Here is a 22,854-nt window from a genome sequence, read left to right on the forward strand (position 1 = left end):
ACACCCCATGATTCGCTTCGCCTCGAAACTGCAACGCCTCGCGGCGCTGTCGCTGCTGCCGGTGGCGGCGCTGCTGGCCGCCGCGCCCGCCTCGGCGCAGCCGCGCGACTATCCCAACAAGCCGGTCGAGCTGGTGGTGCCGTTCCAGCCCGGTGGCGGCACCGACGCACTGGCGCGCGCCTTCGCCGATGCCACGCGCAAGCACATGCCGCAGAGCATGATCATCGTCAACAAGCCCGGCGCCAGCGGCGCCATCGGCTGGCAGGACGTGATCAACGCCAAGCCCGACGGCTACCGCCTCGCGGTGGTCACGGTGGAACTGACGACGCTGCCGCACATGGGCCTCGCGAAGTTCACCTACGAGGACCTCGCGCCCATCGCGCGCCTCAATGCCGACCAGGCCGCGATCACCGTGCGCGCCGATGCGCCGTGGAACACCATCGAGGAGTTCCTGGCCGCCGCCAAGAAGGACAGCGGCAAGCTCAGCGTGGGCAATGCCGGCAACGGCTCGATCTGGCACCTGGCGGCCGCCGCGCTCGAGGACAAGACCAGCGTGAAGTTCAACCACACGCCGTTCCAGGGCGCCGGCCCCGCGGTGCTCGCGCTGATGGGCGGCCACATCGATGCGGTGGCGGTGAGCCCGGCCGAGGTCACGACCTACGTGCAGGCCGGCAAGCTCAAGACGCTGGCGGTGATGGCCGAGCAGCGCGTGAAGGGCTTCGAGAAGGTGCCCACGCTCAAGGAACGCAACATCGACCTGGTGATCGGCACCTGGCGCGGCATCGCGGCGCCGAAGAACACGCCGCCCGAGGTCATCGCCTACCTGAAGACCGTGAGCCAGCAGGCCGCCAACGAGCCCGCCTTCCGCGAGGTGCTCGACAAGCAGAACCTGGGCTTCGCCTATGCCGACGACGTCGCCTTCAAGGCCACGATGGCCAAGGACAGCGCCTACTTCAAGACGCTGATGGGCAAGCTCGACATCAAGAACTGATCCACGCAAAGGCAACTCCCTTTTCATGACTTACGAGGCAGCACTCTTCAAGGGCAAGCGGGCACTGGTGTCCGGTGCCACCCAGGGCATCGGCGCCGTGATCGCCAACCACCTGGCCGCGCTCGGCGCGCAGGTCACGGCCATCGGCCTGGGCAACGGCGACGGCACGCTCGATGCCGCGGTCGAGGTCCGGCAGGCCGACGTGACCTCGGACGCGAGCCTCGAGGCCGCGATCGGCGGCATCGAGCGCCTGGACATCGTCTTCAACTGCGCCGGCATCATCCAGCGCGGCGCGGAGCACGACCTCGCGGTGTTCGAGAAGGTGCTGGCCGTGAACCTCACGGGCACGATGCGCGTGTGCGGCATGACGCGCGAGCGTCTCAAGGCGAGTGGCGGCTGCATCGTCAACACGGCCTCGATGCTGAGCTTCTTCGGCGGCGGGCTGGTGCCCGGCTATGCCTCGAGCAAGGGCGGCGTGGCCCAGCTCACCAAGTCGCTGGCGATCGCCTACGCGGCCGACGGCATCCGCGTGAACGCGATCGCGCCGGGCTGGATCGCGACGCCGCTCACGAAGCCGCTGCAGGACGATCCCGCGCGCGCGGGCCCGATCCTCGCGCGCACGCCGCTGGGCCGCTGGGGCACGCCCGACGACGTGGCGCGCGCCGCGATGTTCCTTTGCACGCCGGCCGCGTCGTTCATGACCGGCGTGGTGCTGCCGGTCGACGGCGGCTACCTGGTGAGCTGAGGGCGCGCCCGATGCGCGTGGACTGGATGGAGGGTATGGATAATGGCCCGGCCCTCGTTCCCGCCGGTGCCCGCGCCGGCCTCGTCCCTTCGTCCATGCCCGCTCCCCGGTCTTCCTCCGCCGCTCCCGCTTCTTCCGCCGCTTCCGCGAACCAGGTCGCGGGTACCGCCTCGTTCTCCAAGTTCATGCACGTGCTGCAGCTGGTGGCCGATGCGCAGGAGCCGGTCAATGTCGCGGCGCTGATGCGCGCGAGCGGCTATCCGCGGCCCACGGTGCACCGCATCGTCGCGGCGCTGATCGCCGAGCGCCTGCTGGTCGAGCACCCGCACAGCGCGACCCTGGGGCTGGGCCCGCGGCTGATCCAGCTCGCGAGCCGCAGCTGGGGCCGTTCCGAGCTGCGGCTGGCGGCCGTCGACGAGCTCAAGCGGCTGCGCGACCTCACGGGCGAGACCGTGCACCTGGCCGTGCCCAACGACACGACCATGGTCTACATCGAGAAGCTCGAGAGCCCGAGCGCGGTGCGCATGGCCTCGCGCATCGGCACCAGCGTGTCGCTGCATGCCACCGCCGTCGGCAAGGCCTACATGGCGGCGCTCGACGACGGCGCGCTCAAGGCGCTGGTCAAGCGCCTGCCGATGCCGCGCTACACGCCCAACACCACCGTCGATGCCGCAGCGCTGCGCGCCGAGGTACAGAAGACGCGCGAGCGCGGCTGGTCGGTCGACAACGAGGAGAACGAGGCCGGCATCTTCTGCTTCGGCGCGGTGATCCGCGGCGTGGGCGGCGTGCCGGTGGCGGCGATCAGCGTGAGCACGCTGGTGTTCCGCCAGAAGGAAGACCCGGCCCAGGCCTACGTGGCACCGCTGCTCGAGGCCTGTCGCGTCATCTCGGAGCGCATCGCGCAGACGCCTTCGCTGTCGGGCAGCGACGTGCTCTGAAGCGCGTGCGGCTCAGGCCAGCGCCTTGAGCTGGAAGCCCGGCGCCCGCGCTTCTTCCTCGCTCAGCGCCACGCCCTTGGCCAGCAGCCGGCGTGCCAGCATGTGATCGCCCGCGCGGTTGAGCGTCTCGACCGCCGCGAGGCGTCCTTCGCGGATGCACAGCACGGTGGCGGCCGACGAGGCCGCATCGCGCAGCACCACGTGCGCATCGTCGGCCGCGCGCAGCCCGGCGATCTGCAGCCTGAGTTCGCCCTGGTCGCTCCAGAACCACGGCACCGGGCCGTGCGCCACCGTCTTGCCCGCGAGCCGCGCCGCCACGCTGCGCGCCTGGTCGCCGGCGTTCTGCACCGACTCGAGCCGGATGTGGCGACCGCTGACCGGGTCGGGAAAGGCCGCCACGTCGCCGATGGCCGAGATCGCCGGATCGGAACTCAGCAGCTGCGCATCGACGCGGATGCCGTTGTCGACCGCGAGCCCGGCCTGCGCCGCGAGCTGCGTGCGCGGCTCGGCACCGATGCCCACCACCACGAGGTCGGCCGGCAGCGTCTCGCCGTCGGCGGTGCGCACCGCCGCGATCCGGCCCTCGCGGCCCTCGAGCGCCGTCACGCCGCAGCCGAAGCGCAGCCGCGTGCCGCGGCCCTCGTGCGAGGCCGCCACGGCCTGCGCGCTGTGCGGCGAGGCGGCCCGCGCCAGCGCGCGATCGGCCACGTCGAGCACCGTCACGTCCAGGCCCAGGGCACGCGCCACCGAGGCGAACTCGAGCCCGATGAAGCCCGCGCCGATCACCACCGCGCGCCGGCTGTCGGCCAGCCGCTCGCGCAGCCGGTCGGCATCGGCCAGCGTCTGCAGGCTCATCACGCCCTCGAGCTCCGCGCCCTCGACGCGCATGCGGCGCGGGCTCGATCCGGTGGCGATCACGAGATGGTCGTAGGCGATCGCCTGGCCCGATGTCAGCACCACGCGCTGCGCGGCGCGGTCGATCAGCTCGACGCGGCCCTGCACGCGCTGCACGCGCTGTTCCTCGAAGAAGCGCTCGGGGCGAAAGTGCAGGTCGCTCGCGCTCGCCTTCGCGAGCAGGTAGGCCTTCGACAGCGGCGGCCGCTGGTAGGGCAGGCTGGCCTCGTCGCCGACCAGCACGATGGCGCCGTCGAAACCTTCCTGGCGCAGCGAGGCGCAGCACTGGAAGCCCGCATGGCCCGCGCCAACGATCACGACCTGCTGCATGGCGCGCGCATCTGGCGAGGGAAGAAGAGGGCGCGTACGCGCGTCCACGCGTTGCGATGCCGCGCGGCGTCGGGCCGCTTTTCAGGCGCGCTCGGGGCCTGGATCGAGGGCCGGCCGCCGTCGGGCGCGTCGGTGTCGAGCTTGTAAGGGATCAGCCATTCCATCTGCGTGTCTCCTGCAGCGCGATGGTGTTCGCAGGGGACCGGCTTGTCTGTCCCCGCTGTAGGGGACGTGTGCGGCGCATGCCAAGGATCTACTTGATTCGAAGGATGCCAAGGAACGGGTCCGTCTCAATACTTCCGCCGCAGAGCACCCGGAGGGGGGCTTCAACTCACGCCTCGAGGCGGACAGGAGATCGAAAGCATGAGAACCCTGCAACATATCCGTCGCTGCGCATTCGCGGCGGCTGCGCTCGGGCTCGCTCTGCCGGCTGCGCTGGCCCAGTCGGCCGCGCCGGAGTTTCCGGCGGAGGCCGTGGCACTGACGCCCGAGACGCTCAAGGGCCTCAACGGCAAGAAGTTCGTGGGCACGCGCGTGGACGGCACGGGCTGGACGATGGACTTCGGCCCCGACGACTATTTCCGGCTGGCGTATCGGCGCGGCGGCACCGGTGCCGGGCCCGGTGGGGGCATCTTCGACGGCACGGTCCGGCTCGATGGCACGAAGCTGTGCCAGGACATGCGCAAGGCCCTCGAAAGCCGGTGCAACGAGGTGCGGCTGAAAGGCAACGAGCTGTTCTATCAGCGCGGTTCCAACGGCGAGATCGTGGTTCTCACGGCACAGTGAGATCCGATCCCGCTGGCCTGCGGTCCGGCGCACGGGGGCGCTGCTGCGTGACCGGGTTGCAGCGGCGCATGCACCGATGCGAAAACCCGCCAGTCCTGGCCGCTGAATTCCTCGCGCCCCGGACGGCGACACAGCCCGATCGCCGCTGACGGTTGCCGCCGAGGGCGCCGATCCTCGTCGACGCTCGAGTGGGGCGAGCCGCTCGCATCTCTCTTTCGACACCTCGGCAGTCCGGCCCGCCAGGCCAACCGAATCCAGTGGCCCCAGCAGGATGGCCGACCGCAAATGTCGGCAACGTCCCACGGATCGGGCCGCCGGGCGGGGGAATACTCCCCGGTCCAGCCGAGGGGGAACCGGCACGAACCCACTGTCCGAGAGAACAAAACACATGCCAGATCCCGCCGCCGAGTGGCTGTCCATCGCCAACCTGTCGGACGCCGATCACCGGCAGATGATCGATGCTGTCACCGACTACGCGATCTTCTTCCTCGATCCCGACGGCATGGTGCTGAGCTGGAATGCCGGTGCGCGGCTCGTCAGCGGCTACGAAGGTTCCGAGATCCTCGGGCGCCATGTCTCGATGCTCTATCCGGCCGAAGCGCAGCAGCGCGACGGCCCGCGCCAGGAGCTCGCGCAGGCACGCGAGGCGGGCCATTTCGAGGACGAGGGCTGGCGCGTGCGCAAGGACGGCACGCGCTTCTGGGCCAGCGTGGTCATCACGCGGCTCACCGGGCCCGACGGCACGGTGCGCGGCTTCTCCAAGATCACGCGCGACCTCAGCGAGCGGCGCCTGCAGGACGAGCTGCTGCGCGCGAGCGAGGAGCGCTTCCGGCTGCTGGTCGAGGGCGTGAAGGACTATGCGATCTTCATGCTCGATCCCGCGGGCCACGTGATCAGCTGGAACGCGGGCGCGCAGAAGAACAAGGGCTACGAGGCGGCCGAGATCATCGGGCGGCACTTCTCGACCTTCTATCCGCCCGACGTGGCCGCCAGCGGCTGGCCCGCGCAGGAGCTGCGCAACGCGCTGCGCGACGGCCGCTTCGAGGACGAGGGCTGGCGCGTGCGCAAGGACGGCAGCCGCTTCTGGGCCAGCGTGGTCATCACGGCGCTGTACGACGCGGCGGGGCACCACAAGGGCTTCGCCAAGGTCACGCGCGACCTCAGCGAGCGCCGGCGCATCACCGCGCTGGAGGACGAGGGGCGGCGCATGGCGACCTTCCTCGCGATGCTCGGGCACGAGCTGCGCAACCCGCTCGCGCCGATCTCGAATGCGCTCGAGCTGCTCAAGCGCGAGAAGATCGAGTCGCGCATCTTCAACAGCACGCGCGACATCATCGACCGGCAACTGCGGCAGATGACCCGGCTGATCGACGACCTGCTCGACGTGGGCCGCATCACCAGCGGCAAGATCCACCTCGAGGCCAAGCCCGTGCGGCTGCGCGACGTGATCCACGACGCGGTCGAGACGGTGCGTCCGCTGGTCGCGCTGAAGTCGCAAGTGCTCGAGCTGCAGGTCGACGGCGCCGACCCCTGGGTCACGGGCGACCGGGCGCGGCTGGTGCAGGTGGTCAGCAACCTCGTGCACAACGCCGCCAAGTTCACCGACAACGGCGGGCGCATCGAGCTGCGGCTCGGCGCCGGCCCCACCGCGCCCGGCGTCGCGGGCGCCAGCCCGATCGAGGCCGAGATCGTGGTGCGCGACACCGGCCCGGGCATCGCGCCGCAGGACGTCCACCGCATCTTCGACCTGTTCGTGCAGGGCGAGCAGGACGCCGCGCGTTCCAAGGGCGGCCTCGGCCTCGGGCTGAGCCTGGTGCAGCAGCTGGTCGCGCTGCATGGTGGCCGGGTCAGCGTGTTCAGCAGCGGGCGCGCGGGCGAGGGCAGCGAATTCATCGTCAACCTGGCGGCCGTGGCCGAGCCGCTGGCGGGCGAGGGCACCTCGGGCCGGGCGCCCGGCGAGCGGCTGGTGCTGGTGGTCGACGACAACCAGGACGCCGCCGAGACCATGGCGCTGCTGATGGACGCGCTGGGCTATGCCAGCGCGGTCGTGCATGACGGCTTCGCGGCCATCGAGGCGGTCAAGGCCGGCCGGCCCGACGTCGTGCTGCTCGACATCGGCCTGCCCGGCATCGACGGCCACGAGGTCGCGCGCCGGCTGCGCGCCGAGCTGGTCGACCCGCCCGCGCTGATCGCCGTGACCGGTTACGGCCAGCCCAGCGACCGCGACACCAGCTTCGAGACCGGTTTTCTCGGCCATCTGACTAAGCCAGTGGACGTGGACCGGCTGGCGCGGATGCTGGAGCGGCTGTTCCAGGAGGAGCGGCCAGCGAGCACGACAGGTTGAGCCCGGCGCCTCGTCGGACGGCTCAAGGCGGTGGCTTGTAGCCCCGCGGCTTGCCGCGCACCATGAGTTCGCACACGGCCCAGACGATGGCCTGCCCGGTGGAGTGCTGGAGCGCGGGTTCCATGGCGGCCTCGGCCTCCGAGGGTGGGCGCACCATGCGTCGAACCACCGGTCCCTGGCTGGCGCGTCCCGCGTAGCTCACGATGCTCTGGTCCGCGAGGCGTTCGCGCTGGCAATCGATCCGCGTGATCCGGACGTCGGACCCATAGGCGCGACCGTCGGTGGTCCGATGTTCCTGCCCATAGTCGAACAGCAGGCTCGCGACGACATGGCCGCCGGGCTCCCGCGCGGGGCCGTTCACGTCGAGGTAGATGTTGTCGCCATCCGGTGTCGGGTTGCCGACGCGGCGCCAATCGGTGGCAAGCGCATGGGGCACGGTGCAGGCGCAGGCGAGGGCCAGCGCGATGTGGCGCAGCCGGGTCGGTGAGTTCATCGCATCCTCCTGCGCGTCTTTTCTTTCGGGGGGCCGCGGGGTCTGTCGCGCTCGAGCACCGGCGCTCAGCCGCCGCGCTTCACCAGCGTCATGAACTCCAGCCCCTGGACCTTGCTGGAGCGCATGTCGAACATCGACAGCACCGACTGCCCGAGCAGCGGCAGGCAGTCGGCACAGGTGATGGCCTGCACGTTCTTGAGTTCGAAGCGGCCGATGCGGATGGCATCGATCACGATCGCCTTGGCGACGACCCGTCGGCCGTCGGCGGTGAACATCCTGACGTTGGGATCGACGACGCGGTAGGCCGCCTTCGATTGCCGCAGCGTCTCTTCCGCGAGCGACAGCCGCGTGGCGCCGGTGTCGACCATGAAGGCCATGGCCTTGGCTTCGCCGAGGTTCACCGGTGCGAAGAAGTGGCCGCCGTAGGCCGGCAGGCGCAGGCCGGCGCGCTCCGGGGCCGCGGCGCCGCCGCCCTGGTCGATGGCGGTCTCGATGGCGATGCGCTGGCCCGCGAAATAGAGCGGGCTGCCGCGCGCCTGGGCCTGGCTGTCGTAGGCCTGCAGCAGCGACAGGGCTTCGTAGGGCCGGCCGGCCGCGACCAGCAGGCGCGCGAGCCTGGCGCGCACGTCCACCAGCGCGGGCTGCGCCGCCAGCGCCTTGTAGGACCACGCGATGGCCTCCTCGCCGCGGCCCAGCTTCGAGAGGCTGTCGGCATGGAAGGCGAACAGGTCGTAGGCGCCTTCGCCGAGCGCTTCCGCGCGCTCGAAGTTCTCGACCGCCTGCTGGTGCTTGCCGCGCCGGGCCTGTGCCATGCCGAGGTTGGCGAGGTCGAGGGTGTCGCCGGGCAACAGGCGCACGTAGTCCTGCCAGTTGGCTTCCTCGCAGGCCAGGTCGGCTTCGCGCGCGCAACGCCCCGCCTGGCGCCGGAAGTCCTCGGCGGTGAGGTTGTCCTTGTTGAGCCAGCGCTGCCAGTAGCCGCGGGTGGTGGCGATGCTCGCGAAGGACACGACCGCCAGCACGAGGCAGGTCCAGGCGAAGACCCTGACGCCGCGGCGCTGGCTGAAGCGGTGGTCCCAGAGCGAGTACAGCAGCACCACGACGAGGGGCCAGAGCAGGGCGCCCAGCGCGGTGCCGATGCGGAACGCCGGGGACATCGATTCGGAGCGTCCGAAGAACAGCGTGGTGGCCTCGAGCGCCGCCAGCGAGAGGGCCGCCAGGCCCCACAACAGCGGGCCGGCCTTGCGCCCGCGCTCGCGGTCGTCGCGCATGAAGCCCGGCTCCCAACCGAGGGCCGGGGCTGCGATGTCTCCCATCCACTGCGGTTCGCGCCGCGATCCGGTGTGCTCGTCCATGAGGTCCTCCCGATGCACCGGCGTTGTGTGCGTGTTCCCGCGCGAGCGGGGGGCCGGTTGCCACAAAAATGTGTCCGAAAGTATACCGAGCCGAGGTGTCGCGGGCCTCGCATCGCGCCGGGTTCCAGTGGCCGGCGGTGGTGCGATCCGCGCCGAGAATCCCCGCATGGACCTGCTCAAGACCTTCGCCCTCTTCGTCGCCACCGCGCTGGCCGAGATCGTGGGCTGCTACCTGCCCTACCTCTGGCTGCGCCAGGGCCATTCGGCCTGGCTGCTGCTGCCCGCGGCGGTCTCGCTGGCGCTGTTCGCCTGGCTGCTGACCCTGCACCCGACCGCAGCGGGCCGGGTCTACGCGGCCTACGGCGGGGTCTACATCGGCGTGGCGGTGCTGTGGCTCTGGGCGGTCGACAAGGTGCAGCCGAGCGTGACCGACTGGGTCGGCGTGGGGGTCAGCCTGCTCGGCATGTTCATCATCATGGCCGGGCCGCGGCTGGTGCGCTGACAAGGTGTGAATAAACCTGCTGCGCCCCCCGATCTCGCACCTGCGGTCCTCACCGTACAGAGTACGGCTCCGGTCCTCGGCGCGACCTCGGGGCGCTCGCTACGGTTTCTTCACACCTTGTGAGCGGCGGCAGGGACATCGGATCGGCGGTAGATTCGGCTTTCGCTATGTCGGCCGGAATATCGCGCAATCGCATTTCGTGGATGGGGCTCATACGCCGGGGCGGATCGCGCCGGCCGGATGCGCCGCGCAGAATGCCGGCCTGTCGCCTGCTGATCACCGAGGAACCCCGATGAGCCTGGATGCCGTTGTGCCCGTGGAGCCGCGCCGCGCCGCGAGCGAAAGTCCGAACCCGCCGGCAAGCGCGCTGCTGCACGTGCTCGGCGGCGTGCCGCGACCGGCTGCGTTTGCGCGCGAGGCGCTCCAGCGCATGGCGCGCCACGACCTCGGCCCGACCCAGGTGCTGTGCTATTCGGGCCGTGCCGTGGCGCAGGTCGACAGCTACGCGGGCGCGCGGCTGATCGACGTGCTCGATGCCTGCGGTTTTTCCGAGCGGCCGCGCTCGGAGCTCAAGCGCTGCGTGGTGGTTGCGCTCGGCGACGACGGCTACCAGGCCATCTTCAGCTGGAACGAGCTCTACAACAGCACCATCGGGGAGAAGGCGCTGGTCTTGTACGAGAAGAACGGTGGCCCGCTCGAGCCGCACCTGGGCGCGCTGTGCCTGATCTCGGCCAACGACGCGCGCCTCGGGCCGCGCCACCTGCGCGGGCTGTCGCAGATCGCCGTGAAGATGCCCTGAGCCCCGGCCTGGAGCCCGGTCGCCGGGAGCGTCGACAATAGGCCCCAAGATTCAGGACAGGAGCTCCCCCATGAAAAACGTCACCATCCCCCCCGGTATCGGCGTGCGCAACGACGGCCCCTTCGTGCTGTTCGGCGGCGTCAACGTGCTCGAGTCGAAGGACCTGGCGCTGCGCACCGCCGAGGAGTTCGTGCGCGTCACCGGCAAGCTCGGCATTCCCTATGTGTTCAAGGGAAGCTTCGACAAGGCCAACCGCTCGTCGATCCACTCGTACCGCGGCCCCGGCCTCGACGAGGGCCTGCGCATCCTGCAGGAGGTCAAGTCGGCCTTCGGCGTGCCGGTGCTGACCGACGTCCACGAGCCGGCCCAGGCCGCGCCGGTGGCCGAGGTGGTCGACGTGCTGCAGCTGCCGGCCTTCCTCGCGCGCCAGACCGACCTGGTGGTGGCGCTCGCCAAGACCGGCCGCGTCATCAACATCAAGAAGCCGCAGTTCCTGAGCCCGAGCCAGATGTTCAACATCGTCGAGAAGTTCAGGGAAGCGGGCAACGACCAGATCATCCTGTGCGACCGCGGCACCTGCTTCGGCTACGACAACCTCGTGGTCGACATGCTGGGCTTCGGCGTGATGAAGAAGACGACGGGCGACCTGCCCGTGATCTTCGACGTGACCCATGCGCTGCAGCAGCGCGAGGCCGGCGCCGCCGCCTCGGGCGGCCGCCGCGAGCAGCTCGTGGACCTCGCGCGCGCCGGCATGGCGCTGGGCCTCGCGGGCCTGTTCATCGAGGCCCACCCCGATCCGGCCCAGGCCAAGTGCGATGGACCGAGCGCGCTGCCGCTGCACCAGCTCGAACCCTTGATGACGCAGCTCAAGGCGCTCGACGATCTCGTGAAATCCTTCCCCGTCCTGAAGATCTAGCTTTCTTCAGACCGTCATGCGGGGCTGCGAGCATCCCCGCATGTTCGGCCCTCTCATCTCCATCGCACTGACGGTGGAACAGCACGACACGAGCGAGTACTACTGGGTGCTGCTCGAATCGTTCGACGGTTCGCCCGAGTACGAGCGCCTGCTCGAAGCCGCGGCGGGATTCCCCACCTACCTCGATGCGCTCCAGGCCGGCTTTGCCGTGCTCAAGGGGCTGTCGGAAGACCTCGCGGTCGGTCCGCGCGACGACCGGCGGGCGCGGTATTTCTAGCGTTCAGCGCCGAACGTAGCGCGTGGCCGTGAGCGCCTCGGAGACTCCCGAGGTCTTGTGGTCGACATAGCCGCGCTCGCGCAGCGCCTGCCGGATCGCGCTGTCGCCGATGGAGGCGCCGCGCCCCTTGGGATGGACGATCCAGAGCCCGGGGCAGGGCAGCGCGGCATGCGCCTCGAGCGTGGCCGCGAGCTCGGCGTCGCTGCGGACCACGGCCACCACCGAATGCGCGGCCGCCGCGTCGTCGGTGCGCGCGCCGCGCAGCGCTTCGCTCAGCGCCGCATCGTCGACGCGGCCGAGCACGAACGCGGGCTGCGCCGGTCCCACGCCGAGCTTGGACGCGAGCGAGGGCGGCGGCGTGGCGATCTTCGTGGCCCAGCGCTGGCTCTCGGTGTCGCCGAGCGCCAGTGCGACCGCTTCGCCGTTCGCCTCGAAGCGCAGCTCGCCGGCCGTGGCCTGCACCTGCGCCAAGGCCGCGATCGCATAGCGGCGCTTGATGGCGCCGCGCAGGATCAGCTCGGTCGATTCGAGCAGGGCCTTGACCTCGGCCGATTCGTCGCCGACGCGCGCCTGGCAGGTCGCTTCACGTCCCATGTTCTGTCTCCATCCTCGTCTCCTGCGGTGGTGGGCGACGCATTATCCGGATGCGGGCCCGGGAGGCCGTGGGCATTTTCGAGAGGACAATCGCGGGAGCTCCCCCGACACCACCCCACGACCATGCCCCGCCTCGACGACCCCCTCCACGACGCCGAAATCGGCTCCCGCGACAGCACGCTCGACACCACCCGGATCGACGACGTGCGCATCGGTGCCGTGCGCCCGCTCATGACTCCCGCGCTGCTGCAGGAGCGCGTGCCCGTGCGTGACAACACCCTGGGGCTGGTCGAGGGCGCGCGCGCCGCGATCGCGGACGTGCTGCACGGCCGCGACGACCGGCTGGTGGTGGTGGTCGGCCCGTGCTCGATCCATGACCACGACCAGGCCATCGAGTACGCGCAGCGCCTGAAGAAGGTGGCCGATTCGCTGCAGGACGACCTGCTGATCGTGATGCGCGCCTACTTCGAGAAGCCGCGCACCACCGTGGGCTGGAAGGGCTACATCAACGACCCGCACCTGGACGGCAGCTTCGCCATCAACGAGGGCCTGGAGCGCGCGCGGCGCCTGCTGCTCGAGCTGACCACGCTGGGCCTGCCGACCGGCACCGAGTTCCTCGACCTGCTGAGCCCGCAGTTCATCGCCGACCTGATCGCCTGGGGCGCCATCGGCGCGCGCACCACCGAGAGCCAGAGCCACCGGCAACTGGCCTCGGGCCTGAGCTGCCCCGTCGGTTTCAAGAACGGCACCGACGGCAGCGTCAAGGTCGCGGCCGATGCCATCCTCGCGGCCCGCGCGCCGCATGCCTTCATGGGCATGACCAAGATGGGCATGGCGGCGATCTTCGAAACCCGCGGCAACGACGACTGCCACGTGATCCTGCGCGGCGGCAAGGCGCCCAACTATTCGGCCGCGGACGTCGAGTCCAGCTGCCAGGCGCTGCTGGCGAACGGCCTGCGTCCGCAGGTCATGATCGACGTCTCGCACGGCAACAGCAGCAAGCAGCACCAGCGCCAGATCGTGGTGGCCGAGGACGTCGCGGCACAGATCGCGGGCGGCGAGCGGCGCATCACCGGCCTCATGATCGAGAGCCATCTCGAGGAAGGGCGGCAGGACCTCAAGCCCGGCGTGGCGCTCAAGCACGGCGTGTCGATCACCGATGCCTGCATCGGCTTCGCGCAGACGGTGCCGGTGCTCGAGGGGCTGGCTTCGGCGGTGAAGGCGCGGCGGCGGTTGGCGAAGGGCTGAGGGGATCCAGGCGCATTGCCTGCCTGCAGTCTCGTTCGCACCTTGCATCCAGAAAACCGCGGGAGGAACCGTGCGCTTCGTCTTCGTCTGCCTGCTCGCCCTGCTGGGCGCCTGTCACAGCGCGCCTCGGGTCGAAGCGAGAAACTTCGAACTGAACCTGGCCGAGAACTGGATCGATACCGAGGTACGTGGCGAGGGCGTGTGGAGCTTCATCTCGAAGGAGCCCCTGGCGTCTCTGGTGATTTCCGAGCACCTGGTCTCCGTGCGCGAGGGGCAGATCTACGCGGTCGCGGCCGGCGTGGTCCGCGAGCGGAAAAAGCTCGAACGCCAGGTGAGGGGCGGCCGCACGATCCATTTTCTCGACGACTCCGTCCGGATGAACGAGGACGAGACATCGGCGGAAATCTCCTATCTCGGTCGCATCGAGGGGAGCGATGAATACATCCACTACATCGCGTATGTGTCCCGCTTCCGCATCCACGGTTTCTGGGTGTCGGTGGAGACGTCCGACCCGCAGGCCGCCACGGCCGTTCTTGCGACGGTGTTGAAAGGCTTGAAGAGCAAGCCGTCCTAGGCAGGGAGCGCCGCGCTCGACCGGTCGAGGCGGCATGCCATGATCCGCCGGGAAGAAGGGGTGGCTTCATGGAACGTCTAGAGGGAATCCGGATGGATCGACGACAACTGCTCATCGGCATCGCCGCGCTGCCTGTCGCCGCATGGGCGGCGCCACAGGGGGAATACGCCTTCGTGGACGCGAAGTCGCTGGCGCGTGTCGGCGAACCGCGGCGCGTGAAGCTGGCCGAGTCGATCGCATGGTCCCGGTCGAGCAAGAACACCGAGTACGGCCTGCTCGCGGGGGACTACGAGTACCTCGCCGACTTCGACGGCGGACGGCTGTTCTTCGGCAGCGACGCGTCCACCTACATGCGATCGCCCCGTGGCGAATATTTGCTCGCGCCCGGCGGGCTGTGGCTCGGCAACGGGGCCACGCGGTCGCGCTTCCTCATCGTTCAGCGCGCCGATACCTTGCGCCGGGGTTCGAGCTTGGCGGCGGTGCAGGAGGCCACGCCGGGTTCGCCATGGCTTCCGCCTGGCCTGGCGCTGCTCGATGCCCTGACGCAATGGGCCAGCGAGGGCGTGGTCATGCTGCTGCCCGAGATCGAGGACGCCAAGGTGGAGGCGTCGCTTCGCGCGGCCTTCGAGGCCTGACCTCGGGGCGCCCGGTTTCGATCGAAGCCCGAGCCTAGTTCGATGACGCCAACTCGACCGCGTCGGCCCGCCTGCCACCGGCCGCGGCGCCCTTCGAGAACGCATGGCTGCCAAGCCCCCGCGCGGTGACGAGGTGCGCGGCCCCGCCCTGCCCATTCACATCGACCAGTAACTCCGAGGTTCGCACCGGCGCGCCGCAGAAATCGAAGATGCCATGGTCGATCTGCGTGCGCATCGCCTTGTCGTAGGCGTGCCGCGCATAGGTGCCGCCGTCCGCGCCGCCGATGCCGAGCAGGTGGATAGGGAGGTGCCCGAGCCGCTTGCCGAGCGAGCCGTCGGGCCGCTCGTCGTAGGCCCAGCCGTTGGAGAACACGCGGTCGATCCAGCCCTTGAGCTGGCCCGGGAACGACCACCAATAGACGGGATAGACGAGCACCAGCGCGTCGGCGCGGTCGATGCGTTGCTGCTCGCGCAGGACGTCGGCCGGCAGCGGCGCCTGCAGCAGGTAGGCGGTGGCGTCGGCCTGGCTGAAGGCCGGCTGGAAGCCCTCCGCGGCGAGGTCGGCGATCTCGGTGCTGTGGTCGCCGGAGGCCTCGACGCCCTCGGCGAACGAGCGCGCGACGGCGTGCGTGAGCGACTGCGGGGAGGGATGGCTGACGACGATGAGGGCATGCATGGGGTGGTTCCTTTGAGGCTGGGTGTAAACTACCTTTAGTAGTCTACGCTTCGTAGGTTACCTTTGGTAGTTTAAGGATGTCAAGCAACCCGACGAAACCGGCCGTGCAAGTCGCGGCGAAGAAGCGCCTGCCCAAGGAGGAACGCAACCGCCAGCTGCTGGACGTGGCGTGGTCCATCGTGCGCGGCGAAGGCACCGACGCGCTCACGCTGGGCTACTTGGCCGAGCGTGCGGGCGTGACCAAGCCCGTGGTCTACGACCATTTCGGCACGCGCACCGGGCTGCTCGGCGTGCTCTATGAGGAGTACGACGGCCGGCAGCACGCGCTGATGGACGAGGCCCTGCGGGTGGCGGCCCGGTCGCTGCCGGCCGTGGCCAAGGTGATCGCCGCCACCTACGTCAACTGCGTGATGGAGATGGGCCGCGAGATGCCCGGCGTGAGCGCCGCGCTGGCCGGCTCGCCCGAGCTCGATGCGCTCAAGAAGGAGCACGAGGCGCTGTTCCTCGCTAAGTGCCGCGATGCGCTGCAGCCCTTTGCCAAGCAGCCGCTCGCGCTGGCGGGCATGCGTGCGATGCTGGGGACGGCCGAGGCCGTCTCGTTCGCGGCGGCCGCGGGCGAGATCGATCGGGCGGACGCGGAGCACGAGATCTACGACGCCATCGTGCGGATCGCGCGCAGGACCTGATCCGCTCGCGCCGACGCCCGCTCAGTCCTCTTCGAACACCGACGAGGCCTCGAGCCAGAAGCCCCCGATCATCCCGACCGTGAGCGCCCCGATGGCGCACCACAGGCTCAGGAATGTGTGGATGTTGTAGTGTCCGGGACGTTGCGCCAGCGCGGTCGACAGCTCGGGCTCGACGATCCCGCCGAGGCCGCGCGCGGCCGCGAAGTCGAAGCCGGCCGCGCCGAGGAAATGGACCGCCACCAGCAGCGGCAGCATCGTGATGAACGGCAGCCAGGCGCCGCGCACCTTGCGCCACGCCAGCAGGTAGGCGGCCAGCAGCAGCACCGCGCCCACCACGATCGTGCCCAGCACCACGGGGCGGCGGGTCAGCGGCAGCAGCCAGGGCCAGAGCCATTGCAGCGGATAGAGCGGCCATTCCGCGTTCGGCGCCAGCCCGCCCGGCCGCGCGAAGGCCTGCCAGCCCAGCGCGAGCGTGGCGCGTCCCACCAGTGCCGAGGCGCAGGCCACCGCCGCGATGCCGAGGCAGGCGATGCGCAGCGGCGAGCTGCGCGGCTGCGGCCACACATGCGGCGGCAGGGCGGGCATCGGCGGATCGCCCACGCGCCATGAGCGCGTCGTGACGATCACCGAGGCACGCGGGGTGGCGAGCTCGCCGCGCACCAGCCAGTCGGTCGCCAGCACCGCGAGCGCGAAGGCCATCGCGGCCGTGAGCCAGGCGCAGGCACCGGGCATCTCGACGAAGCCGAACGGCGTGAGCATCGGCAGCTCGCCATAGACGAGCCCGGCGCAGCCGTAGGCCAGCATGATCGGAACGCAGCAGATCAGGGCCGCGCGCGTCAGCAGCACGTCGCTGCGGGCCGGCTCGTCGCGCAGTGACTGGAGGCGCGACCATGCGCGGGTCAAACTCATCGAGCCGGCTTTCCTCGTCGTTGTCGGGCCTCGGGCGAGGCCCATCTTGGGATGGACGTTAGCACGCCGTTTCTTCCACGACAGATCGATCGCCTGCGGTGCACGCCGTTCTTCCTGGACGCGATTTCGGAGGGCGTGGCCTTTCGGCCGGGCGTCGATTTGCACCGGCCCGGCCGGGTGGCGCTCGCAGGCTTCGGATACATTCGCCGACAGGAGAAGACGCAACGCAGATGGATCGATCGAAGGCGTATGGCGTGAATCAACGCCGCGGCGAGAGCCGCTTCCTGGCCTTCGATCTCGGCGGCGGCACCTTCGACATATCGATTCTCGCGCTGTTCGAGGGCGTCATGGAATGCCAGCGGTCCGCAAGCTGGCGACCCTGATGTTCGGTCGCTTCCCCGAGAGCGGTATCGACGCCGAAGCCCGAAATCTGGCCGAGTGCCTGCAGCGCATCGAGCGCGACGGGCGCACGCACGACGCTCGCAATTCGAATCAAGAGATGACAGCAATCCCCATCCCCCCGGGCCTTCGGTTCCTGGAGCTCGGACTCGATGCGTCCGTCCAGGATATCCGTCGAGCCTATGCCCGGCGGGTCAAGACGATCGACCAGGAAGCCGACCTGGAATCGTTCCAGCAACTCCGTACCGCCTATGAGGAGGCGATCGCCTGGTGCGAGCGCAGGGAAGTGGACGATGCACCCACGGTGGCCGCGCTCGCGGCTGACGAAGTCGCGCGCCAGGCATTCGAAACCCTGCTCTCGACCAGCTTGAGCGACCGAGCCGAGGTCTCGGCGCGGATGACCGACATCTCGAATGAGCCGGCACTTCAGGCGATCGAGGTACGGCAGCACTTCGAACGCATGCTGGTTCGTCTGCTTGCCGCGGGATGGCAGCCCGGTCACGAAAATCTGTTCGAGGCCGCCGTCGTCGCCTTTGCCTGGGATCTCGATCCGGACCGTCTGCGCTACTACGGCATACCCGGCGCCGAAATTCATGCCGCGGTCATCGGTCGCGATGCTTTCGAGTCGCAAGTGACCAATGCCCGTGAATTGCAGGTCGACCTGATGGACCGCATTCGCGCCGGCCGCCGACCGAGCGATACCGACCTGGTGCGAACGTTCCGCATGCTGAACTGGTTGATGTTGAACTACGGGCAATGGGTCGTGGTCACGGTCGGTTCGAAAAACATCGCGCAGTGGGATGGATGGCACGACGCGTTGCCGCGCGAACGGCATGCCACCGATGCCCCGCACCCCGAACCCACCTACCAGCCGGAGTGGCTCGGCCTGCCGGACAAGGAACCGCCGATGTTCAGTTCCCGCACGCAATGGATCATCCGCAATGCGTTCTTCGCTTCCGTGCTGCTGATGGTGGCCCTGGGGCTCTGGCAGTGTGCCAAGCCACTTGTCTGAGCGCGAGCGGGTCGGCATCTGCGAACATGCTCCGCTTCACGAGAAACCTCCTGATCCTCATCGGCGCCGACGTCCTGCTCTTTGCCGCCTTGATGCTGGTGAGTTCGAATGCCCTGATGCCGCACCTCCCCGCGGGCTGGGCGCCCGGAACGCGCGACGTCGTGGCCTTGATGATCCAGGCCGCCGCGACCCTGGCGCTGTTCTCGTTCGGGCTGGCATTCCTTTTCCAGTCGCGCTGGGGCCTGCTCTGGATGCTGGCTTTCGCGCTGCCCTGGTGCGGCTTCACCGCCGTCGGCGTCGCCTGGACGCTGCACAGCAAGTACGCCCCGATGCTCGAGGACCTGACCCGTCACATGGTCGTGGGCGTCGCCGTCGCGCTGCTCGGCGCGCTCCTGGGGTACAGGCTGGCGGTCATGGTGCAGCGGATGCAGCAGAAGCGAAGCGCTCCGCCCGCGCCCTGAGGTCCACAGCGGCCGCGCGCATCGGACCTGATGCGTGAAATTTTCATGACAAAGCGCAGTTCCGCCCGCCCCGGACCGTCTTGTCTTCGAGGCCAGTCCCGTCCGCGCGCCTCGACCCTGTTCGTCGGCGCATCGTGCGGCTGGGCCCACCTTGCTCCTGAAAGACCGCCATGACCGTTTCGTCCGCCAGACCCTCGCCGCGCGCCGCCGGAGCGAGCACGCGGACGTGGCGCTTCTGCGCGGCATTGGCCGTCGCGCTCGCGGGGCTGGCGTTCGGCGGGCCGCTGCAGGCGGCGATGCCGTGGCCGAGTTCGGGGCTCGCGGAGCTGGTCAAGAGCTACGGGCCGGCCGTGGTCCACATCGGCGTGGAGCGGCCTTCGGCGCCGGCGCGCCGCCTCAGCGACCGCTGGCTGCTGCTGGTGCCCGGCGCGCAGCCGCAGCCCGCCGAGACTGACCAGGCCAGCCTGGGCACGGGCTTTCTCATCAGCGCCGACGGGCTGATCCTGACCAACGCGCACGTGGTGGCGCGCGGCACGCAGATCACGGTGAAGCTGCCGGACCGGCGCGAGTTCCGCGCGCGGCTGGTCGGGCTCGACGCGGTGGCCGACGTGGCCTTGCTCAAGATCGATGCGAGCGGCCTGCCCACGGTGCGCATCGGCGAGCCCTCGAGCGTGGAGCCGGGCGACGGGGTGGTGGCGATCGGTTCGCCCTACGGCTTCGGCAACTCGGTGACGGCCGGCATCGTGAGCGCGAAGGGGCGCCTGCTGCCGGGCGCGGAGTACATGCAGTTCCTGCAGACCGACGTGCCCATCAACCCCGGTAATTCGGGCGGCCCGCTGTTCAACCTGCGCGGCGAGGTGATCGGGATCAACTCGCGCATCTACAGCCGCAGCGGCGGCTACCAGGGCCTCTCGTTCGCGATTCCGATCGATGCGGCCATGCGCATCAAGGACCAGCTGCTGGCCACCGGCAAGGTCACGCGCGGGCGCATCGGCGTGTCGGTGCAGGAGGTGGGGCAGGCGCTGGCCGACACCTTCCGCCTGCCGCGCCCGGCCGGCGCGCTGGTGAACTACGTGGAGCCGCGCGGCGCGGCCGAGACCGGCGGGCTGAGGCCGGGCGACGTGATCCTGGCGGTGCAGGGCCGCGAGGTGGTGCAGGCGGCCGATGCGCTGGGCTTCATCGCCGAGCAGACGCCGGGCGACAGCGTGCGCTTGATGGTGTGGCGCGATCGCACGGAGCAGGTGCTCGAGGTGCGCGTCGACGGCTTCGAGACGCCGCCGCTGGCCACCGGCGCCGCGAGCGCGCCGTCGCGGCTGGGCTTCGCGGTGCGCCCGCTGGCGCCGGCCGAGCGGCAGCTGCTGCGCGTGGAGGGCGGCCTGCTGGTGCAGCGCGTGAACGCGGCGGCCTCGCGCGCGGGGGTGCAGCCGGGCGACCTGATCCTGGCGCTCAACGGCCAGCCCATCGACAGCGCCGAGGCGCTGGCGCAGCAGCTCGACACGGCCGACGGCACGGCGGCGCTGCTGGTGCAGCGCGCGGGCACGCGCATCTTCGTGCCGATCTGCACCCGCGCGGGCGAGCCGCGCTGCGGATGAGCGGGAAGGGCGGTCGCGGCGGCGCTGCGTGAAATTTTCGTGACAAACAACAGGTGCGCGGCGCCTCGATCGTTCTGGCACAGAGCCTTCACGACCGCCCGCCCATGACCGAGCCCCAGCCCTTCCTTGTCGCGCTTTTTCGCCGGCCCTCGCCCGGCTGCCTTCGCGCGCGGGCGGCATGGTGAGCGGCATCCACGCGTGCCGCGGGCGTGGCGCTGTCACCCGAAGGTCATCGCGGCTGCCTAGCATCCGCCGCGCAACTCCTCACGGTGGACCTTCCGCAGATGCACACGCTCGCCGGCGCGCCCGGGCCGCTCCGCCGCGCACGGCCAGCCCCTGCCTTTCACGCCCGCCGTCTTCTGCTCGCGTGCTGGGTGGCCGTCATGGGCCTGTGCGTGGCCGCGGGCGCGGCGCGGGCCGAGGCCGTGGCAACGCTGTTCGACCTGCCGGGCGGTCCGCTCAAGGACGCGCTGGCGCGCTACGACACGGCGACGCGCATGTCGGTGTTCTTCCCGTCCGAGCTGGTCGAGGGCCGCAGCGCCGCGCCGGTGCGCGGCCGCATGGCGCCCGAGCAGGCGCTGCATCGCCTGCTCGAAGGCAGCGGACTGGTCGCGCGCCTGGTCGCGCCCGAGGCCTTCGTGCTGCAACCCGCGGGGCCGGACGACGCCGTGCCGCCCGAGCCCGTGCCGGCCGTTGTGGTCGAGCGCGGCTACGAGCAACGGCTGGAATCGCGGCTGCTGCGCGCGCTGTGCGAGCGCGGCGACCTCGCGCTCGGCAGCTACCGCCTGGCGCTGCGCGTGCAGGTCGACACCGGTGGCCGTGCCGCCCAGGTGCGGCTGCTCGACAGCACCGGCGACCGGGCGCGCGACGGCGCCATCGTCGAGACGCTGCGCCGTGTCGACGTGGGGCAGGCGCCGGCCGATCCGGCGCGGCCCTTCGTGCTGCTGCTGCGCGCGCGCACGGCCGATGCGGCGCCGGTGTGCCCGGGCGCCGGCCGGGCCGCGGCGCCATGAGCGCCGCCACGAGCCTCGCATGAGTGCCAACAGCCTCGGGGCGCTGCGCGAGCTGCTGACCCAGCGCTACGACGAGTTCAAGCGCCGCCTGACCTGGCGCCTGGGCTCGGTCGAGCTGGCGAGCGATGCGTTGCACGACACCTGGGTGCGGCTGGACGAGCGCAAGGAATCGTCGGGCCCGCTGACCAATCCGGCCGCCTACCTGATGCGCATGGCGGTCAACGTGGCGCTCGACCGCATCGAGCGCGACGGGCGCTACATGAGCGCCGACGACATGGGCGCGCTGATGGACGAACTGGTCGATCCGGCCCCCGGCCCCGACGAGGTGGCCGCGGCGCGCGACGAGATCGAGGCGCTGGCGCGGGTCATCGACGGCATGCCGCCGCGCCGGCGCGCGATCTTTCTCGCGGTGCGCGTGGACGAGCTGTCCAACCAGGCCGCGGCGGCCCGCTTCGGCGTGTCGGCGCGGCTGATCGGCCTGGAGCTCAAGCGTGCGCACGAGCACTGCATGGCGCACGGGAACAGGGAAAAAAAATGAAAAGCGTGCCGATTCCGTTCGCGCCGGCGGTCTAGTGGGTGAAGCCTTGCCGAACATGACACATCCCGGATCGATGCCCCCGCGCGAAACGACCGACGCCATCGAGCGCCAGGCGATCGCCTGGATGAGCCAGGTCGCTGCGGGCCGCATGACGCAGGCCGACGGCGCGGCGATGCGGCGCTGGTGCGAGGCCGACCCCGCGCACCGGGCCGCGCTGGCCGCGGCGCGCCGCCAATGGACGCTGTTGGGTGCCGCGGGGCAACTGGTGGCGGCGCGCGCGCCGTCCGCGTCGCAGCCGTCGACGACCCCTCGCGCGCAGCGCGAACCGCGCTTCGCTCCGGGCCGGCGCGCGCTGTTCGGTGGCGCGCTGGGCTTCACGGCCGTGGCCGCCGCGGCCATGGTGCATCCGCCGCTGGGCCTGTGGCCTTCGCTGGGCGAGCTGCGCGCCGACCACCGCACCGGCATCGGCGAGCGCCGCAAGGTGGCGCTCGCCGAGGGCGTGACGGTCGAGCTCAACACGCGCTCGGGCATCGTGGTGCGCGAAGGCCGCGCGCCGCCGCAGGAGATCGAGCTGATCGCCGGCGAGGCGGCCTTCGAGGTGCGGGACGCGCGCATCCGCACCGTGGTCGAAGCGGGAGCGGGTCGCCTGACGGCAAGGCCCGGACCGCTGGGGCCGCATGCGCTGTTCGCGCTCCGGCGCCAGGGCGCGCGCGTGGTCGTGGTCTGCCTCGAGGGCCGGCTCGAGGTGGCGCATGCCGCGGGCGGCGTGCTGCTCGAGGCGCACCAGCAGCTGGACTGGGACGAGCGCGCGCACGGGCCGGTCGAGACGCTCGCGGGCGCGGAGCTCGCGCGGCGCGTGGCCTGGCGCGAGGGCTACCTGCGCTTCGTCGACACGCCGCTGGGCGAGGTGATCGAGGAGATCAACCGCTACCGCCCCGGCCAGGTCGTGCTGCTCGACGAGCAGCTGGCGGCGCGCCAGATGACGGGGCGGTTCCAGATCGGCGGGCTGGACCTGGCCATCGTGCAGATGAAGCAGTCGCTGGGCCTGAAGGTGCGTTCGCTGCCCGGCGGCGTGGTGCTGCTGAGCTGAAGCGGCGACGCGACGAGGGCCCGCCGCGCTGTCACGAAAGCTTCAAAAGAAAAGCTTGCC

Annotated in this window: 26 protein-coding genes and 1 pseudogene; 20 read left to right on the forward strand and 7 right to left on the reverse strand. The window is 70.5% G+C overall.

Annotation, left to right across the window (positions count from 1 at the left end):
- Window positions 1–7 precede the first annotated feature (7 nt).
- The 3 genes from AC07PU_RS02005 to AC07PU_RS02015 all read left to right on the forward strand — a co-directional run bounded on the left by AC07PU_RS02005 (window position 8) and on the right by AC07PU_RS02015 (window position 2,674).
- Entirely contained in the window at window positions 8–991 is a 984-nt protein-coding gene (locus tag AC07PU_RS02005; RefSeq protein WP_495314802.1) for a tripartite tricarboxylate transporter substrate binding protein, read from the forward strand.
- Window positions 992–1,016: 25 nt separating this feature from the next.
- Entirely contained in the window at window positions 1,017–1,736 is a 720-nt protein-coding gene (locus tag AC07PU_RS02010; RefSeq protein WP_495314804.1) for an SDR family NAD(P)-dependent oxidoreductase, read from the forward strand.
- Between the two features lie 95 nt (window positions 1,737–1,831).
- The gene (locus tag AC07PU_RS02015; protein ID WP_057591224.1) at window positions 1,832–2,674 is read left to right on the forward strand and encodes an IclR family transcriptional regulator; all 843 of its coding nucleotides are present in this window, start codon (window positions 1,832–1,834) and stop codon (window positions 2,672–2,674) included.
- Window positions 2,675–2,686: 12 nt separating this feature from the next.
- Here AC07PU_RS02015 and AC07PU_RS02020 read toward each other — a convergent pair whose 3' ends face one another.
- A complete protein-coding gene (locus tag AC07PU_RS02020) occupies window positions 2,687–3,898 on the reverse strand; it encodes an NAD(P)/FAD-dependent oxidoreductase (protein WP_495314807.1) in 1,212 nt (403 codons plus the stop codon).
- A complete protein-coding gene (locus AC07PU_RS02025) occupies window positions 3,883–4,062 on the reverse strand; it encodes a hypothetical protein (protein ID WP_495314809.1) in 180 nt (59 codons plus the stop codon). Before AC07PU_RS02025 ends, AC07PU_RS02020 begins: the two co-directional genes overlap by 16 nt.
- A 199-nt stretch (window positions 4,063–4,261) precedes the next feature.
- On the opposite strand from AC07PU_RS02025, the gene AC07PU_RS02030 reads away from it, so the two are divergent.
- Together AC07PU_RS02030 and AC07PU_RS02035 are read left to right on the forward strand one after the other, a co-directional pair.
- The gene (locus tag AC07PU_RS02030) at window positions 4,262–4,684 is read left to right on the forward strand and encodes a hypothetical protein (RefSeq protein ID WP_495314811.1); all 423 of its coding nucleotides are present in this window, start codon (window positions 4,262–4,264) and stop codon (window positions 4,682–4,684) included.
- Between the two features lie 388 nt (window positions 4,685–5,072).
- Window positions 5,073–7,028, forward strand: a complete 1,956-nt coding sequence (locus AC07PU_RS02035) for a hybrid sensor histidine kinase/response regulator (protein WP_495314813.1) — start codon at window positions 5,073–5,075, stop codon at window positions 7,026–7,028.
- A 22-nt stretch (window positions 7,029–7,050) separates the two neighbouring features.
- Here the strand turns inward: AC07PU_RS02035 and AC07PU_RS02040 are convergent, their stop codons facing one another.
- Together AC07PU_RS02040 and AC07PU_RS02045 are read right to left on the reverse strand one after the other, a co-directional pair.
- Window positions 7,051–7,521 (reverse strand): surface-adhesin E family protein, encoded by a 471-nt coding sequence (locus AC07PU_RS02040; protein ID WP_495314815.1) that lies wholly within the window; start codon window positions 7,519–7,521, stop codon window positions 7,051–7,053.
- A 65-nt stretch (window positions 7,522–7,586) separates the two neighbouring features.
- Window positions 7,587–8,873: a retroviral-like aspartic protease family protein gene (locus AC07PU_RS02045; protein ID WP_495314817.1), complete on the reverse strand. Its 1,287-nt coding sequence runs from the start codon at window positions 8,871–8,873 to the stop codon at window positions 7,587–7,589.
- A 166-nt stretch (window positions 8,874–9,039) separates the two neighbouring features.
- On the opposite strand from AC07PU_RS02045, the gene AC07PU_RS02050 reads away from it, so the two are divergent.
- From AC07PU_RS02050 to AC07PU_RS02065, 4 genes are all read left to right on the forward strand, one after another.
- Window positions 9,040–9,375, forward strand: a complete 336-nt coding sequence (locus AC07PU_RS02050) for a YnfA family protein (protein WP_093347314.1) — start codon at window positions 9,040–9,042, stop codon at window positions 9,373–9,375.
- A 292-nt stretch (window positions 9,376–9,667) separates the two neighbouring features.
- A complete protein-coding gene (locus AC07PU_RS02055) occupies window positions 9,668–10,174 on the forward strand; it encodes a hypothetical protein (RefSeq protein WP_495314819.1) in 507 nt (168 codons plus the stop codon).
- Between the two features lie 70 nt (window positions 10,175–10,244).
- On the forward strand, window positions 10,245–11,090 hold the full coding sequence (gene kdsA / locus AC07PU_RS02060) for a 3-deoxy-8-phosphooctulonate synthase (protein WP_495314821.1): 846 nt from the start codon (window positions 10,245–10,247) through the stop codon (window positions 11,088–11,090).
- A 40-nt stretch (window positions 11,091–11,130) separates the two neighbouring features.
- Window positions 11,131–11,367 carry a hypothetical protein gene (locus AC07PU_RS02065; protein ID WP_093352645.1) on the forward strand — a complete coding sequence of 79 codons (237 nt, stop codon included), beginning with the start codon at window positions 11,131–11,133 and terminating at the stop codon, window positions 11,365–11,367.
- Window positions 11,368–11,370: 3 nt separating this feature from the next.
- Here AC07PU_RS02065 and AC07PU_RS02070 read toward each other — a convergent pair whose 3' ends face one another.
- Complete coding sequence (locus AC07PU_RS02070; RefSeq protein ID WP_398491193.1) at window positions 11,371–11,961, reverse strand: hypothetical protein; 591 nt, start codon at window positions 11,959–11,961, stop codon at window positions 11,371–11,373.
- Between the two features lie 123 nt (window positions 11,962–12,084).
- On the opposite strand from AC07PU_RS02070, the gene AC07PU_RS02075 reads away from it, so the two are divergent.
- From AC07PU_RS02075 to AC07PU_RS02085, 3 genes are all read left to right on the forward strand, one after another.
- Complete coding sequence (locus AC07PU_RS02075; protein ID WP_495314824.1) at window positions 12,085–13,209, forward strand: 3-deoxy-7-phosphoheptulonate synthase; 1,125 nt, start codon at window positions 12,085–12,087, stop codon at window positions 13,207–13,209.
- A 70-nt stretch (window positions 13,210–13,279) separates the two neighbouring features.
- Window positions 13,280–13,783, forward strand: a complete 504-nt coding sequence (locus tag AC07PU_RS02080; protein WP_495314826.1) for a hypothetical protein — start codon at window positions 13,280–13,282, stop codon at window positions 13,781–13,783.
- Window positions 13,784–13,851: 68 nt separating this feature from the next.
- A complete protein-coding gene (locus AC07PU_RS02085; RefSeq protein WP_495314828.1) occupies window positions 13,852–14,418 on the forward strand; it encodes a hypothetical protein in 567 nt (188 codons plus the stop codon).
- 34 nt (window positions 14,419–14,452) lie between these two features.
- On the opposite strand, the gene AC07PU_RS02090 is transcribed toward AC07PU_RS02085, so the two are convergent.
- Entirely contained in the window at window positions 14,453–15,094 is a 642-nt protein-coding gene (locus AC07PU_RS02090; protein WP_495314830.1) for an NAD(P)H-dependent oxidoreductase, read from the reverse strand.
- Window positions 15,095–15,171: 77 nt separating this feature from the next.
- On the opposite strand from AC07PU_RS02090, the gene AC07PU_RS02095 reads away from it, so the two are divergent.
- Window positions 15,172–15,780 carry a TetR/AcrR family transcriptional regulator gene (locus AC07PU_RS02095; RefSeq protein WP_495314832.1) on the forward strand — a complete coding sequence of 203 codons (609 nt, stop codon included), beginning with the start codon at window positions 15,172–15,174 and terminating at the stop codon, window positions 15,778–15,780.
- A gap of 21 nt (window positions 15,781–15,801) precedes the next feature.
- Here AC07PU_RS02095 and AC07PU_RS02100 read toward each other — a convergent pair whose 3' ends face one another.
- Window positions 15,802–16,689, reverse strand: coding sequence for a hypothetical protein (locus AC07PU_RS02100; RefSeq protein WP_495314834.1), 888 nt, complete (start codon window positions 16,687–16,689; stop codon window positions 15,802–15,804).
- Between the two features lie 245 nt (window positions 16,690–16,934).
- On the opposite strand from AC07PU_RS02100, the pseudogene AC07PU_RS02105 reads away from it, so the two are divergent.
- The 7 genes and pseudogenes from AC07PU_RS02105 to AC07PU_RS02135 form a co-directional block, all read left to right on the forward strand.
- Window positions 16,935–17,057: pseudogene (locus tag AC07PU_RS02105) on the forward strand (Hsp70 family protein); the annotation flags it as partial.
- Window positions 17,058–17,071: 14 nt separating this feature from the next.
- A complete protein-coding gene (locus AC07PU_RS02110; protein ID WP_495314836.1) occupies window positions 17,072–18,100 on the forward strand; it encodes a hypothetical protein in 1,029 nt (342 codons plus the stop codon).
- 26 nt (window positions 18,101–18,126) lie between these two features.
- Window positions 18,127–18,561, forward strand: a complete 435-nt coding sequence (locus AC07PU_RS02115) for a hypothetical protein (RefSeq protein ID WP_495314838.1) — start codon at window positions 18,127–18,129, stop codon at window positions 18,559–18,561.
- Window positions 18,562–18,731: 170 nt separating this feature from the next.
- Window positions 18,732–20,153 (forward strand): trypsin-like peptidase domain-containing protein, encoded by a 1,422-nt coding sequence (locus AC07PU_RS02120; RefSeq protein WP_256222928.1) that lies wholly within the window; start codon window positions 18,732–18,734, stop codon window positions 20,151–20,153.
- Between the two features lie 383 nt (window positions 20,154–20,536).
- Window positions 20,537–21,166: an STN domain-containing protein gene (locus AC07PU_RS02125; RefSeq protein WP_495315793.1), complete on the forward strand. Its 630-nt coding sequence runs from the start codon at window positions 20,537–20,539 to the stop codon at window positions 21,164–21,166.
- A 19-nt stretch (window positions 21,167–21,185) separates the two neighbouring features.
- Window positions 21,186–21,704 carry an RNA polymerase sigma factor gene (locus tag AC07PU_RS02130; RefSeq protein ID WP_093352623.1) on the forward strand — a complete coding sequence of 173 codons (519 nt, stop codon included), beginning with the start codon at window positions 21,186–21,188 and terminating at the stop codon, window positions 21,702–21,704.
- 73 nt (window positions 21,705–21,777) lie between these two features.
- Window positions 21,778–22,794 carry a FecR family protein gene (locus AC07PU_RS02135; RefSeq protein WP_495314841.1) on the forward strand — a complete coding sequence of 339 codons (1,017 nt, stop codon included), beginning with the start codon at window positions 21,778–21,780 and terminating at the stop codon, window positions 22,792–22,794.
- The last annotated feature ends 60 nt before the right edge of the window (window positions 22,795–22,854 follow it).

This window comes from Variovorax sp. GW821-FHT10D07 (assembly GCF_059415325.1).